Raw genomic sequence first — 13,462 nt, 5'->3', positions numbered from 1 at the left:
GAAGAGCTGACTTTTACTTCCTGTGAAAACGCGGAAGGCCGCCCCCGCTCTGCGTATGAGCGGGAAGCGGCCTTTCGGTGATTCAGGGTGCTACAGGCGTCCTGGGACTCAGTGGTCCAGGCGCGCCATCAGCAGCTTGCGCTGGAGCATGAGGGCGTCGGGCGCCTTGGTGCCGAGCTGCTCGAAGAACACCTCCTGGCTCTTGAGCTCCGACTTCCACTCGTCCTCCTTGATGGACGTGACTTCCGTCACCACCTCGGAGCCGAGGTCCAGGCCCTTGAGGTTGAGGCCCTCGTCGGCGCGCGGCACCCAGCCCAGCAGCGTCTCCTGGGTGGGGACGCGGCCGTGGACGCGGTTCACGATCCACTCGAGCACGCGCATGTTCTCGCCGAAGCCCGGCCACATGAACTTGCCGTTCTTGTCCTGGCGGAACCAGTTGACCTGGAAGATCTTGGGGAGCTGCGCGATGTGCTTCTGCATGTCCAGCCAGTGCTGGAGGTAGTCGCCCATGTGGTAGCCGCAGAAGGGCAGCATGGCCATGGGGTCGCGGCGCACGACGCCGACCTTGCCGGTGGCGGCGGCCGTCGTCTCGCTGCCCATGGTGGCGCCCAGGAACACGCCGTGGGTCCAGTTGAAGGCCTGGAGCACCAGCGGGACGGTGTTGGAGCGGCGGCCGCCGAAGATGAGCGCGGAGATGGGCACGCCCGTCGGATCATTGGCCTTGGGGCTCAGCGCCGGGTTGTTGGACATGGGCGCGGTGAAGCGGCTGTTCGGGTGCGCCGCCTTCTCCGTGCTGCCCTTCTTCCAGGGGCGGCCCTGCCAGTCGGTGAGCTCGTCGGGGACCTCGCCGTCCTTGCCCTCCCACCACACGTCGCCGTCGGCCGTCATGGCCACGTTGGTGAAGATGGTGTCCTTGGAGATGGACTCCATGGCGTTGGGGTTCGTCTTGTAGTTGGTGCCGGGCACCACGCCGAAGTAACCGGCCTCCGGGTTGATGGCGTACAGGCGGCCATCCGGACCGGGGTGCATCCACGCGATGTCGTCACCGACGGTTTCAATCTTCCAGCCCTTGTACTCGGGGGGCGGAATCATCATCGCGAAGTTCGTCTTGCCACACGCGGACGGGAAGGCGGCGGCGACGTACGTCGTCTCGCCCTTGGGGCTGGTGACGCCGAGGATGAGCATGTGCTCGGCCATCCAGCCTTCCTCGCGGCCCAGGTAGCTGCCAATGCGCAGGGCGAGGCACTTCTTGCCCAGCAGCACGTTGCCGCCGTAGCCGGAGCCGAAGCTCCAGATGGTGTTGTCCTGGGGGAAGTGGCAGATGTAGCGGCGGTCGGGGTCCACGTCGCCGGTGCTGTGCAGGCCGCGGTTGAAGTCGTCGCTGTCACCCAGCATGTCCAGCGCCTGCTTCCCCATGCGCGCCATGATGCGCATGTTCAGCACGACGTAGACGCTGTCGGTGAGCTCCACGCCCAGCTTGGTGAAGGGGCTGCCGATGGGACCCATCGCGTACGGCACCACGTACATGGTGCGGCCCTTCATGCACCCGCTGAACAGGTTGCCCAGCTTGGTGTACGCGGCCTCGGGCTCCATCCAGTTGTTCGTCGGGCCCGCGTCCGTCTTGTTCGGCGTACAGATGAACGTGAGGTGCTCCACGCGCGCCACGTCGTTCGGGTTGGAGCGGTGGAGGTAGCTGTTGGGGCGCTTCTCCGGGTTCAGCGGGATGAGGATGCCCTCCTGCACCGCCTGGTCCGTCAGCCGCTTCTTCTCGGCCTCGGAACCATCGCACCAGACGATGCGGTCCGGCTGGGTCATCTCGGCCATCTTGGCCACCCAGGCGAGGAGCGTGGGGTTTTTCGTGGGGGCCTGCTGGCCCTCCGCCGCAACTTGCGTCGAAGCCATGGATTCGTCCTTGTGGTTCATGTCTGGAGACAGGCCCCAAACGTTCTGGAAGGGGGGCGCAAATGCAACCCGCGACCGGTCACTCACCTTGGTACCGAACAGGCCGGTCCTAATTCCACTTATCAGAGGCCGGGCATTCAGTAGTGGACGGCGCACTGCGCCACGGGACTCGCCTTATCAGCCCAGCGAATACAGCTTGGGGCGGGCCTTATGACCATCGCCATCGTCCTGGGTGTCGTTGTTGTCGCGCTGGTGCTGTTTTCGTTCGATTCGCTCCCCATCGAGGTGAGCTCGCTCGTGGTGGTGTGCCTGCTGGCGCTGACCGGCGTGCTCACGCCGGCGCAGGCCTTCGAGGGGTTCAGCAACGACACCGTCATCTTCATCTTCACGCTGTTGGCGATGACCCAGGGGCTCGCGTCGACGGGCGTGGTTCAGTTGGTGGGTCAACGGCTGTCCTTCTTCGCGCGCTTCGGCCACCAGACGTTCGTGATGGCGATGATGGTGGCGGTGGCGGCGTTCTCCTCTGTCATCTCCAACACGGTGACGACGGCGGCCTTCCTGCCGGTGGCCATTGGCGCGGCGCAGCGGGCCAAGGTGCCCAAGAGCAAGGTGCTGTTGCCGCTGGCGTACGCGTCGATGCTGGGCGGGATGGTTTTCCTCTACGGCACGTCCACCAACCTGGTGATGTCCGCCGCCTTGCAGCGCTTGGGCATGCCGGGCATCGGCGTGGCGGAGCTGGCGCCGGTGGGGCTGCCGCTGGCCATCGTCGGCATCCTGGTGGTGGTGCTGCTGGGGCCGCTCCTCCTGCCGTCGCGGGAGGGGAGGGGCGCGATGGAGGACTGGACGCTGCGCGACTACCTCACGGAGGCGGTGCTGCCGCCGGACTCGCGCTACGTGGGCAAGGAGTTGGGGGACATCTCGGAGGGGCTGGGGCTGCGCGTCATCGGCATCATCCGCGACGGTGGGGCCCTGCCCGCGGTGCCGAGCCACCGGCTGCGCGGCGACGAGCGGCTGCTCATCGAGGGCAACCGCGAGGCGATTCTGCGGGTGAAGGACCTGCGCGGCATCGAAATCCGCCCGGACGTGCGCCTGTCCGACGAGGAGCTGCGCGAAAAGGACTCCATCCTCATCGAGGCCAGCGTGCCGCCTGGCAGTCCGTTGGTGGGACGCAGCCTGAAGGAGACGCTCTTCGTGGAGCGCTACGGCATGGTGGCGCTGGCCCTGCACCGCAAGCCCGCCATCCAGCGCGTCACCAAGCTTCAACTGTTGGGGCGCACCTTCGGGGAGCGCTCCATGTCCATGTTGCCGCTGTCGGTGGGCGACGTGCTGCTCCTGCGCGGGGCGCGGAGCAAGGTGGATGAGCTGGCGCGGGGCGGCACCCTGACGGTGCTCGGAGGCCACGACTACCAGCCGCCGCGCTACGGCAAGGCGCTGCTGGCGGTGGTGCTCTTCCTGGGCGCGCTGTTGGTGGGCTCGCTGGGCGTGGTGCCGCTGTCGGTGGCGGGCCTCACGGGCATGCTGCTGATGATCGCCACCGGCTGCGTGGACCCGCGCAGCGCGTTCCGGGTGGACTGGCGCGTGGTGCTGCTCATCGGCTCCATGATGGCGCTGGGCCTGGCCATGGAGGTGAGCGGCGCGGGCGCGTTCCTCGGCGACCACGTGGCCCGGCTGGGCACGTACGGCGGCCCGCGGATGGTGATGGTGCTGCTGATGGTGCTGACCATCGTCCTGTCGGCGCCCATGAGCAACCAGGCCGCGGCGCTGGTGGTGCTGCCGGTGGCACTCAACGCCGCGCAGCAACTCGGCGTGGACGCGCGGCCCTTCGCCATCGCGGTGACGCTGGCGGCGAGCTGCTCGTTCATCACCCCACTGGAGCCTAGCTGCGTGCTCGTCTACGGGCCCGGGCACTACCGCTTCACGGACTTCTTCCGCCTGGGCACGCCGCTCACCGCGCTGCTGGTGGTCCTCCTCACGGTGGCCGTGCCCTGGGTGTGGCCGCTGGAGAAGGGCGCGTCCCCGGTCCCGGTGGAGCGGCGCCCCGTGGTGCAGCAGTTGATGCCCGCGCCGTGACGCGTCAGTGGATGGCGGCGCGCAGGCCCACGTCCGTGACGACCTGGGCCTCGCGCTCCAGCATCCACTCCAGCCGCTCCTTCACGCCGGCCTCCTCGCCGCCGGCCGCGGTGACGGCCAGCCGGTAGAAGAGCGACTGATGGCCGTCCTCGGACTGCGCCAGCTCGCCGTAGAAGCGCGCCAGGGCCGGGTCGGTGAGTCCCTCCGCCAGCAGGGACAGACGCTCGCAGGAGCGGGCTTCGATGACGGCGGCCACCAGCAGCCGGTCCATGCGGCGCTCGGTGGCGGGCGTGCGAATCAGCTTCTGGAGGCCCTGGGCATACGGGTCTCCGGCGTCCTTCGTCAGCGTGAGGCCCCGCGCCGCCATCAAGTCCAGGACGCGGGCCAGGTGGGCGCTCTCCTCGCGGGCCAGCCGGGCCATCTGCGAGGGCAGCCCGGGCAGGTCCGGATACGCCTGGAGCATGGACAGCGCGTTGGCGGCGGCCTTCTTCTCGCAGTGGGCATGGTCGACCAGCACTTCGTCGAACCGCTCGAGTGCCAGCGGCAGCCAGCGCGGGTCGGTGGCGGCGTGGAGGATGACGGGGCCCTCTCCAGAGAGGGGACGGCGGGAAGGCGTGGGACGGCTCATGCGCGCGCGGACTGTACGCGGCCGTCGTCTAGTCCACCAGGACGAGCCGCCACGTCCGTCCGGCCAGGTAGCCGACCTTGCGGGCGATGCGGGCGGTGCTCTCGTCCCGCTCGTCGATGCGCAGGGTGAGGCGCGGCAGCGAGGACAGCAGGTGGCGGGAAATCTGGCCCAGGCACAGCAGGGCGTGGCCCTTCTTGCGCTCGGCGGGCAGCGTGTAGAGGCCCTCCAGCTCCGCGCCGTATTGGGAGCGGCTGCCGATGTCCACCTTGAACACCAGCGCGCCGTTCTCCTCCAGCACGTAGGTGCGGCGCTGGCGCACGCGCTGGATGACGCGGGCCTCGTAGAAGCGAGGGTCCTCGGCCAGCGGGTCGCGCTCGTGGACCTCCCGCACGTAGCCCTGGGCCAGCGGCAGCAGCCGGGGCAAGTCCTCTTCCTTCGCCAGCCGCAAGAGCGGGTTGGTGAAGGGGCCCAGGTCGTCCGCGGACACGCTGAACAGCCGCTGCGTGCGCGACAGGCGGGGCTTGCCCGGGGCCAGGCTGCGCAAGAGCGCGTCCACGGCGGACTTGTCGCCCACGGTGGAGCGCAGCTTCAGGTTCGAGGACAGCGCATCCGCGATGACGCTGGTGGCGGTGGCGTCGCTCGCGCTGGGCACCACGAGTCCGCCCTCGCCGCCCACGAACACGGCGGCGGTGAGGGCCTTGCCGTCGAAGCGGCCGTAGAAGGCGAAGGGCACCCGGCCCTGGGGGGCGATGCCGAACTCCTCCAACAACCCCAGCAGGTAGAGGTTGTGGACCGGGTCCTTGGACAGCAGCCCCCGGAGGGCTTCCGCGTCATGAGGACCGAGCTGTTCGACGGTAACGGGCATGAAGGGTCGGGGGCTTTGCCACCTTACGCAAAACCCGGCCCTACCGGCCAGTGTCCCCGGGCACTCGGAACTCGAAGGGGTAGACGACCTGGGCCTTGCCGCCGCCAAAGGGGGCGGGGAACCGGACGTCCAGCAGCGAGTCCAGGGCGCACGCCTGCACGAAGGGGTCCGGAATGGTGCTCGACACCAGCTCTCCGGCGCTCATCACGCCGCCCTCCCGGCCCGCCTCCACGGTGAAGCGCAGTTTCACTGTCTGCGGACCGCGGTTGCGTTGTGCCGCGTCCTCGAAACATTGCTGCACGAGCGGAGTCACGGCCTGGATGGCGGCGCGGATGTCGTCCGCGTGGATGCGGCCGGAGGTGGACTCGATGACGGGCTCCACCTCCACCACGCGCCGGGGGTCCCCCGACGGTGGAGGCGGCGTGGGCACCACGCGCTGGGACGAAGGGAAGGAGGGCGGGGGCAGCACCGGCGGGGGCGTCGTGTCCGGCGGTGTCAGGCCCGGCGTGGGAATGGCGCGCACGTCGGGCTGGGGCGCGGCGGGGGGCGCTTCGACAGGAGGCGGAGGTTCCGGTGGCGGTGGCTCGACGTGGACGGGGCGCGTGAGCCAGTAGGAGAGGGCCGCGCTCAGGATGAGCACGCCCAGGCTCACGCCGGGAATGACGAGCCAACGGATGAGTGACGACCGGTCGGACATGGGCTCCTGGAGGATATGCCTCCAGGACTCATTCGCACGAACGTTGCTCTGGCTTGCCCTGCGTGCACTGGGCCAGCGGCGCGAACCGCGCCTCGGCCTCCGACACGACGGTGTCCACCGGCTTGTCGCACTCGGCGGCGGCGAGGCTGCCCTGAATCTCGAAGAGCCGCAGCACCTCCTGGCAGCGCAGTTGGAAGTGCTTCACGCCTTCCTTGAACAGCGGGCGCATGACCTCGGGGTTGAAGCCGTAGCCGCTGGCCGTCTGGAGCTGTGAGTCCGGCCGGAACATCCACGCGGAGCGCCAACTGGAGGCCACCTGGTCGAAGCGGGCCGAGCCCAGCCACATGCTGGTGGCCGCCTGGAGCGCGCCGGGCTCGCGTGACACGAAGCCGGTGCCGGTGCGGCGGCAGAAGGCGTTGGCGCTGGCGGCGTCCGTCACGTTCACCAGACGCTCCACGCAGACGTTGTACTCCGCGAAGCGGCGGCCCACCGCGGCCAGCTCGCCCTGCTGCACCTCGCCCACGCGCGGCTGGGCGACGAACAGGTCGATGGTGCGCATCAGCACGCTGACGGCGTTGTCGGGTGGACTCTCGGGGGAGGGCTCCACGCCGCCGGTGGAGATGACCAGCACGCGCTCGGCGCCGCGCTGCACGGCCTGGAGCAGCGGCAAGCCGGAGCGCACGCCGCCGTCGTAGAAGCTGCCCTGGAGCCGGCCGGTGTGCGACGGCAGCCACGGCACCGGGTCCGCGAGCACGGGCTCGACGATGGAGGCCACCACGCCGTTGATGAGGCCCTCCACTCGCTGCTGGGGCGTGGCGTTCGGGTCGAAGTTCGCCGGGTCCTGGTCGCTGATGCCGAAGACATCGCCGGTGTCGAAGTCCACGGACACGGCCACCAGCTCCGTGCCGTTGGTGAGCTGCTCGGGGACCACCGCGGCGCGCAGCTTGCCGTAGACGCCGTCGAACTGGACCAGCCCGCGCAGGTCCGAGGCAATCTTCCAAATCCAGGTGCTGTTGACGCAGTACAGGTCCGACTCCACCGAGCACGTGTAGTTGCTGATGAGCAGTTGGCGCGCGGCCTGCTCGTGGCCCGGCGTGTGGAACAGGTCGACGAGGGTGCTGATGAGCGCGCCGGTGCTGGAGCCCGCGGCCAGGTCGATGCGCGCGTCCCCGCAGCCCTCCGGCGCGGGCTTGCCACGGCACTGCTCCAGCACGCCGAGCAGCCGCCAGACGGCACCCGCGCTGAAGGCTCCGTTGGCGCCGCCGCCGCTGAGGACCAGGGCGTTGGACGGGCGGCCCAGCGTGCGGTTCCACTGGCGGGCGCTGATGTACTGCGCGGCGGACTCGGCGCCCTCGCGGATGCCTCGGGAGAGCACCTGGAGGGGCACCGTGTCTCCCTGCGCGTCCCGCAGGGCGGACAGCGACGCGGCGATGCCCAGCGTGTTGGCCAGGAAGCGCGCGGCGTCCACTTCGCCTGGCGCGGGGCGGGCGGGGTCCACCGACGTGGGCCTCGGCGGCACACCCCACAAGGGCGTCTCCAGGGCCGTGTGGAGGAACTGCTCGTAGCAGGCGCTGTTGCTGCCTCCGGCCGTCTGCTTCAGGCAGCCCAGTTGCTCGAGGATGGGCTGGGGGGCGTTGCCCAGCGCGGACATCCAACGCGCGGCCTCGGCGGGGTCGGCATAGGCATCCACCAGGTGGCTGCGCGTGAGGCGCGCGGCGCGCTCCTGGATGGGGACGGGCAGCGGCGCGGCCTTTGGGTCCCCGGGCGTGTTCAACGCGTCGAGGAGGTAGCCCGTCCGCAGGAAGCAGCCGCTGGAGACGGCCGCGAGCGCGCTCAAGCACAGCAGGTACGTGGTGCTCCGGTTCATGTGCATCCCCCCGAAAGGCGCGCCGGGCGAGGCGCCAGCGCGGGAGGGCGCCGGGGGCTCGTGCCCGACGCCGCGTCGGAGTGGATGTTAGCCCAGGCCCGCATGCGGGGGCGCCGGGGAGTGTGTGGAAGCGGACGGCGCGCGGGCGCCGGCGTGGGGCCCGCGCGCCGTCGTGCGTGAGACGCCTACGGGTACACCTCGCGTCGAGGGCCGATGGGCTCGGTGGGGCGCGGGGGCGAGGTGGTGATGACGGCGCCCTCGGCGGCGATGCGCTGGCGGCGGCTCACGCCCAGCGTGGCGCCGATCACCGCGGAGATGAGTCCCAGCAGCAGCGAGCCGAAGATGCCCCAGAAGACGCGGCTGGTGGGCTCCGCGGCCTGGAGCGCGCCCTGCTGCACCTGTTGGCCCACCTGACCGACCTTGCCCTTGAACGCGGTGAACTGCTGGTTCACCCGGTCCGCGACCTCCTCCGAGTCCTGTCGCGTCAGGCGCGTGTTGTCCGCGATGGAGGAGACGAGCACCTCCCGGTCGAGCTCGCCCGTGCGCACGGCCGTGGTGATGATGTCGGAGGTGGCGGCCTGGAGCTGATTGGCGGTGATGGTCGGCTTGCCCTCCGCCTGGAGTCGCCGGTTGATGGGGGCCAGCGCGTCATTGGCGTCCAATCCGAAGGCCTGCGCGGCCTGTCCACCACCGGAGGCCGCGCCCGCCACCGCCGCGCCCGTGGCGCCCACCACCGCACCGCCCGCGCGCAGCACGGTGCTCAGCACCGTGGAGAGCAGCATGCCCAGCAGGGCGACGCTCACCAGCGTCGTCAGGCCCCACATCACCGCGCCGTGCAGCGCGCCGCCGCCCTTGTCCAACCGGCCCGCCGAGCGCGCGGCGACGAAGCCGCCGCAGAACAGCGCGATGAGGGGCGCGATGACGCTCCAGATACCGGTGCCGATACCCGCCGCCCGGGCGCTGGACGGGTCATTGGGGTTCACCGAGGAGAGGCCCAATGCCAACCCGAGCGAGTAGAGGAGAATCCACAGGCCCATGGCGACGAATGCGCCGCCAAAGATGGCGCCCCAGCTCAGCTTGTAGGGATTGCCCGCGACGGCCGGGATGACGCCGGGCGCTTGGTTCTCGACGATGGCTGCCATGGTGCTGCCCCTCCTGATGCGAGGGAGCGCCCCTGCGAGCAGAAGACGCTCATGTTCGCGGCAAACATGGCCATGGGGCGAAGGACGCACGATTCCACCACGCCTGAATGCCCCCACGCGGGGGAGCGCGGCGCGGTGGCTCACTCCTGGCCGAGTGCCTTTGAGAGTACGCCCTGGGTGGTCGCGCCAGGCGAGCGGGGCAGGGCCGCGGGGAGGAAGCTCAGCACAGGCCGAGTGCCGTCTGGAGCGCGGTCTCGCTGGTGGTGACGGGTTCACGGGGCAGCGCTTCGGGGCGAAAGTCACGCACCAGTTCGGCCAGCGTCACGGGCGCTCCGTCGCCGAGCCCGCTCCAGGACGCGAGCAGGCCCAGCACGCGCTCGGGAGGCACACCACGCTCGCGAAGCTCCGCGAGCGCGAAGGCCCCTTCGCGCTTGGCGAGCCGCTTGCCGTCTTCACCCAGCACCAGCGGCACGTGCAGGAAGTCCGGCGCGCGCAGCCCCAGCGCCGCGTAGAGCTGGAGCTGCCGGGGCGTGGAGGACAGCAGGTCATCGCCGCGAAGGACGTGGGTGATGTCCGTCGCCGCGTCATCCACCACCACCGCGAGCTGATAGCTGGCCACGCCGTCGTTGCGGCGCACCACGAAGTCACCCACCACCACGTCCACGTCCTGCGCGTAGGGACCTTGCAGTCCATCCTCGAATCGCACCTCACCGGGGCGCGCGCGAAAGCGGTACGCCGGGGCGCGGGTGCGAGCGCGCTCGGAGATCTGCTCCCGGGTGAGGCGCGCGCAGGTGCCGGGGTAACGAGGTCCTTCGTCGGAGAGCCCATGCGGCGCGCTGGCGGCCCGTGCAATCTCCGCGCGGGTGCAGAAGCACGGATACACGAGGTCCTCGCGCTCCAGCCGGGCCTGCGCGTCGCGGTAGACGTCATCGCGCTGGCTCTGGAACAGCGCCGTCTCGTCCCAGTCGAGCCCCAGCCACGCGAGGTCGCGCAGCAGGTCCTCCACGTACTGGGGCTTGCAGCGCGCACGGTCCAGGTCCTCGATGCGCAGCAGGAAGCGGCCTCCCACCGCGCGCGCCTGAAGCCAGCCGAGCAGCGCGCTGCGGATGTTGCCCAGATGCATGCGCCCGGTGGGGCTGGGCGCGAAGCGTCCGCAGAGGGGGGAGGCAGGCGTGCTCGCGGTGCGGGTCATCGTCGCGGGGGACGATAACCGACGCGGAGGAGCGGTGCAGTGCCCGTGGCCTGCTTCGTCGACGCTCCCGGGGGCGGATGCTACGTTGGTCGAGATTGGCGGAATCCGTTGATGCGCATCGCCCACTGCTCCGACGTCCACATCACCGAGAACTACTTCTCCCTGCCGTTGCACCGCCTGGGCTGGCGCCGCTGGGTGGCCCTGGCCGAGCTCACCGTGGGCGGCCGTGCCAGGCGATACGCGCAAGCGCCGAGAACGCTGGCCGCCATCGCGACCGAGGCGCAGGCGCGGCAGGTGGACCACTTCATCCTGTCGGGCGACCTGACGGCCTACGCGCTGGAGGGCGAGTTCCTCGGCGCCCGGCGGGCCCTGGGCACCCTGGCGGATGACCCACGGCGGTGCACGGTCATCCCCGGCAACCACGACGTCTTCACCCCGGGGAGCCACCGCACCGGCCGCTTCGCGCGGCACTTCGGTCACCTGCTGGAAAGCGACCTGCCCGAGTACCGCCGCGAGGGCGCCTTCCCCTTCGTCCGCCTGGTGGGCACCGAGGCCGCGGTGGTGGGCCTGCTGTCCGCCCGCGTTCCCCACGCGCCGGGGCTGTCCTACGGCGTCATCGGGCCGGCCCAGCTCGAGGGCCTGGCCGCGCTGGTGAAGGACGCCCGGCTGGCGGGCCGCGCCGTCCTGGTGACGGTGCACCACGCGCCGCTCAACCCGAAGGGCCGCCCGGACCGCTGGCACCACGGCCTGCGGGACGCGGACGCGCTGCTGCGGCTGTTGCCAGGGCCTCGTTACGCGGTGCTGCATGGCCACATCCACCACCGCTACCACCACCCCGCCACCGCCGAGCGCCCCCATGTCTTCGGAGCGGGGTCCTCCACGGAGGCCGGGAACGAGGGCTACTGGCTCATCGACGTGGCGGGCGGGCAGATAACGGGCGGCCAGCAATACACGCCCGTTCTGTGACAGCACCACCCGGGCGGCGCTAGAACGTCAGTCCATGACGAACCCGCCGTACCCGTCGCCCACCGACATCACGCTGGAGGAGTACAAGGCCCTGCGCGCGCTGCACCGCGCCGTGGATGACCTCCTGGAGGAGGGCCTGCGAGAACGCGAGACGCTGACGCGGACCTTTCGGCGCTGCTTCCCGCGCGTGCTCGCGCTCACCGGCGCCAAGGCCGCGGCCATCACCACGCGTGACGAGGAGCTGGTGGAGCAGACGTGGACCGAGGGCGACTGGAGTGACTGCCATCCCGGCGCGCTCCTGGCGGAGTCCACGGGCGTCAGCCGCCTGGGCGAGGACACGCTGGTCAGCCAGCCGCTGGACGTGGCCGGCAGCCGCGTGGGCACCTTCGGCTTGCTCTTCCCCGGCGACGCCACCGCGCCCGAAACGTCCGCGCGCCTGCTGCGCATCCTGGACACGGTGGCCGAGCAGCTCGACACCGTGCTGTGCCTGGTGCACACCGCGTCGGAGAAGCACCAGCTCATCCTCCAGTGCAACCGCCACCTGGCCAACCCCGTGTTCGAGGCGGGCATGGACCTGGCCGTGCTGACGCTGTCCCAGCACGTGCGCCTGCCGGGCTTCCTGCTGCTGTACCGGGACGCGGTGCAGCCGCACGTGCTGCACTACCGCACCTACCGCGGCGGGCACCTGGAGTTCGAAAGCGGCGAGCAGCCCCACACGGGACTGGAGGCGGCCATCCGTCAGCACGGCCCCCGGCTGCTCCGGGGCGAGGAGGCCGCGCTGCGCCCCCTCTTCACCGGCCGCACCACCGAGGCCGTGCTCATCTCCGGCGCCGCGTCGCAGGGGCCGCTGGGGAAGATTGTCGTCTGGAACGACGAGGGCTTCTCCACCTACGCCATGGACCTCATCCGGGTCCTGGCGTCCACGCTGAGCCAGCGCCTCCAGGACTACCACCGCGAGCGCATCCACCTGTCGCAGTTCTTCCCCAACGCGGTCATCGACGCGTTGTTGCAGGACCCGGCCTATGCCCAGCACCTGCGGGCGCAGGACCAGGAGGTGGGCATCCTCTTCGCGGACATCAACGGCTTCACCCGCATCTGCGAGCAGGGCTTCGACAGCCCTCGGAGCATCGGCCGCTTCGTGGACGAGTGGAGCCAGCGCGCCGTGGGCTGCATCTGGGAGCACGGCGGCGTGTTCGACAAGATGGTCGGTGACTGCGTCATCGGCCTCTTCGGGCCGCCGTTCTTCAAGAACTCGCTTCATGCGCGCGCGCGGGACGCGGTGCGCGCCGCGCGGGACATCCAGGCCTTCACCGCGTCACTGGGCGCGCGCGAGGAAGTGGCCGCGCTGTGCGAGCGCGTGAAGCTGCCCGGCCTGGGCGTGTCCGTGGGCGTCAACCTGGCCCATGCGAACTGCGGCCTCTTCGGGCCCAACCGTCAGTACACGGCCTTCTCCAGCGGCATGAACCAGACGGCACGCCTCCAGTCACTGGCGGGCTTCCGGGAGACGCTGGTGATGGACAGCGTTCACGACACGTTGAAGGGCTCGGACGAGCCCTTCTTCCGGAGCCTGCGCTTCGGGCCCCTGTCGGAGACGCACGTGAAGAACGTGGCGCAGCCGCTGCGCCACTACCGGCTGGAGCCGCTCACGCCTTGAGCGGTGGCCCCGCGTAGCGCCGCGAGAAGTGAATCCAGCGGCGCTCGTCCACCTCCACCTGCCATTCGGAGTTGGGCGTCAGCGGCAGCCTCCGCTTGAGGAAGCTCTCCAGATGGTCCGCGGCCTTCACCGGCGTGAGGCCCGGTGCGCGGAACGCGATGTGGAGGAACACGTCCAGCGTGGCCGCCACATCCACGGAGGCGCAGATACGCAGCGACCCCACGCGGCGCTGATAGAGCGTGTTCTGCCCGGGCCATGCGGCCGGGTCCGTGCTGGTCCTTGTCAGTGACAGCCAGTTGTACGGCTTGAGAACGAAGTCGAGCAGATCGTTGCTCGCCTCATCCACCGTTGCGTGCTCCTGGATGGAAAGCATCGCCCACCTCCCCGGGGAAGCCGATGGAAAGAATGTGCCCATGGCCATGTCGCGTGCAAGGGGCACCACTCGTAATCGTCAGGGCCGTCCGCTACCGACACGACGC

The 13,462-nt window shown here is 70.3% G+C and carries 11 protein-coding genes; 3 read left to right on the top strand and 8 right to left on the bottom strand.

The genetic code is table 11. The features are described from left to right. Positions 1-108 precede the first annotated feature (108 nt). Entirely contained in the window at positions 109-1,902 is a 1,794-nt protein-coding gene (locus A176_RS27780) for a phosphoenolpyruvate carboxykinase (GTP) (protein WP_002635322.1), read from the bottom strand. 210 nt (positions 1,903-2,112) lie between these two features. Here A176_RS27780 and A176_RS27775 point away from each other — a divergent pair, with 210 nt between their 5' ends. After that, entirely contained in the window at positions 2,113-3,972 is a 1,860-nt protein-coding gene (locus tag A176_RS27775; protein WP_002635325.1) for an SLC13 family permease, read from the top strand. A 4-nt stretch (positions 3,973-3,976) separates the two neighbouring features. Here A176_RS27775 and A176_RS27770 read toward each other — a convergent pair whose 3' ends face one another. From A176_RS27770 to gluQRS, 6 genes are all read right to left on the bottom strand, one after another. Beyond that, the gene (locus A176_RS27770; RefSeq protein WP_002635326.1) at positions 3,977-4,600 is read right to left on the bottom strand and encodes a MiaE family protein; all 624 of its coding nucleotides are present in this window, start codon (positions 4,598-4,600) and stop codon (positions 3,977-3,979) included. 28 nt (positions 4,601-4,628) lie between these two features. After that, positions 4,629-5,465, bottom strand: a complete 837-nt coding sequence (locus tag A176_RS27765; protein WP_002635327.1) for a GNAT family N-acetyltransferase — start codon at positions 5,463-5,465, stop codon at positions 4,629-4,631. A 40-nt stretch (positions 5,466-5,505) separates the two neighbouring features. Next, positions 5,506-6,162, bottom strand: coding sequence for an AgmX/PglI C-terminal domain-containing protein (locus tag A176_RS27760; RefSeq protein ID WP_002635328.1), 657 nt, complete (start codon positions 6,160-6,162; stop codon positions 5,506-5,508). Positions 6,163-6,190: 28 nt separating this feature from the next. Continuing rightward, positions 6,191-8,029 (bottom strand): patatin-like phospholipase family protein, encoded by a 1,839-nt coding sequence (locus tag A176_RS27755; protein ID WP_002635330.1) that lies wholly within the window; start codon positions 8,027-8,029, stop codon positions 6,191-6,193. 185 nt (positions 8,030-8,214) lie between these two features. Beyond that, on the bottom strand, positions 8,215-9,171 hold the full coding sequence (locus A176_RS27750; protein ID WP_002635332.1) for a hypothetical protein: 957 nt from the start codon (positions 9,169-9,171) through the stop codon (positions 8,215-8,217). Positions 9,172-9,391: 220 nt separating this feature from the next. Further along, on the bottom strand, positions 9,392-10,363 hold the full coding sequence (gluQRS, locus tag A176_RS27745; RefSeq protein WP_044889341.1) for a tRNA glutamyl-Q(34) synthetase GluQRS: 972 nt from the start codon (positions 10,361-10,363) through the stop codon (positions 9,392-9,394). 111 nt (positions 10,364-10,474) lie between these two features. On the opposite strand from gluQRS, the gene A176_RS27740 reads away from it, so the two are divergent. Further along, positions 10,475-11,329, top strand: a complete 855-nt coding sequence (locus A176_RS27740) for a metallophosphoesterase family protein (protein WP_002635334.1) — start codon at positions 10,475-10,477, stop codon at positions 11,327-11,329. Positions 11,330-11,363: 34 nt separating this feature from the next. Next, positions 11,364-12,983: an adenylate/guanylate cyclase domain-containing protein gene (locus A176_RS27735; protein WP_002635335.1), complete on the top strand. Its 1,620-nt coding sequence runs from the start codon at positions 11,364-11,366 to the stop codon at positions 12,981-12,983. On the opposite strand, the gene A176_RS27730 is transcribed toward A176_RS27735, so the two are convergent. Next, a complete protein-coding gene (locus tag A176_RS27730) occupies positions 12,973-13,356 on the bottom strand; it encodes a hypothetical protein (RefSeq protein ID WP_002635336.1) in 384 nt (127 codons plus the stop codon). The genes A176_RS27735 and A176_RS27730 overlap by 11 nt on opposite strands. Between the last annotated feature and the right edge of the window lie 106 nt (positions 13,357-13,462).

The sequence above is a fragment of the Myxococcus hansupus genome (assembly GCF_000280925.3).
Taxonomy (GTDB): domain Bacteria; phylum Myxococcota; class Myxococcia; order Myxococcales; family Myxococcaceae; genus Myxococcus; species Myxococcus hansupus.
Note: the sequence above shows the minus strand (reverse complement) of the source record. Positions and strands in the feature narration are given on the sequence as shown.

Coding starts and splice junctions, on each gene's coding strand:
- A176_RS27780 (WP_002635322.1), bottom strand. CDS start 1,902: ATGGCTTCGACGCAAGTTGCGGCGGAGGGCCAGCAGGCCCCCACGAAA.
- A176_RS27775 (WP_002635325.1), top strand. CDS start 2,113: ATGACCATCGCCATCGTCCTGGGTGTCGTTGTTGTCGCGCTGGTGCTG.
- A176_RS27770 (WP_002635326.1), bottom strand. CDS start 4,600: ATGAGCCGTCCCACGCCTTCCCGCCGTCCCCTCTCTGGAGAGGGCCCC.
- A176_RS27765 (WP_002635327.1), bottom strand. CDS start 5,465: ATGCCCGTTACCGTCGAACAGCTCGGTCCTCATGACGCGGAAGCCCTC.
- A176_RS27760 (WP_002635328.1), bottom strand. CDS start 6,162: ATGTCCGACCGGTCGTCACTCATCCGTTGGCTCGTCATTCCCGGCGTG.
- A176_RS27755 (WP_002635330.1), bottom strand. CDS start 8,029: ATGAACCGGAGCACCACGTACCTGCTGTGCTTGAGCGCGCTCGCGGCC.
- A176_RS27750 (WP_002635332.1), bottom strand. CDS start 9,171: ATGGCAGCCATCGTCGAGAACCAAGCGCCCGGCGTCATCCCGGCCGTC.
- gluQRS (WP_044889341.1), bottom strand. CDS start 10,363: ATGACCCGCACCGCGAGCACGCCTGCCTCCCCCCTCTGCGGACGCTTC.
- A176_RS27740 (WP_002635334.1), top strand. CDS start 10,475: ATGCGCATCGCCCACTGCTCCGACGTCCACATCACCGAGAACTACTTC.
- A176_RS27735 (WP_002635335.1), top strand. CDS start 11,364: ATGACGAACCCGCCGTACCCGTCGCCCACCGACATCACGCTGGAGGAG.
- A176_RS27730 (WP_002635336.1), bottom strand. CDS start 13,356: ATGCTTTCCATCCAGGAGCACGCAACGGTGGATGAGGCGAGCAACGAT.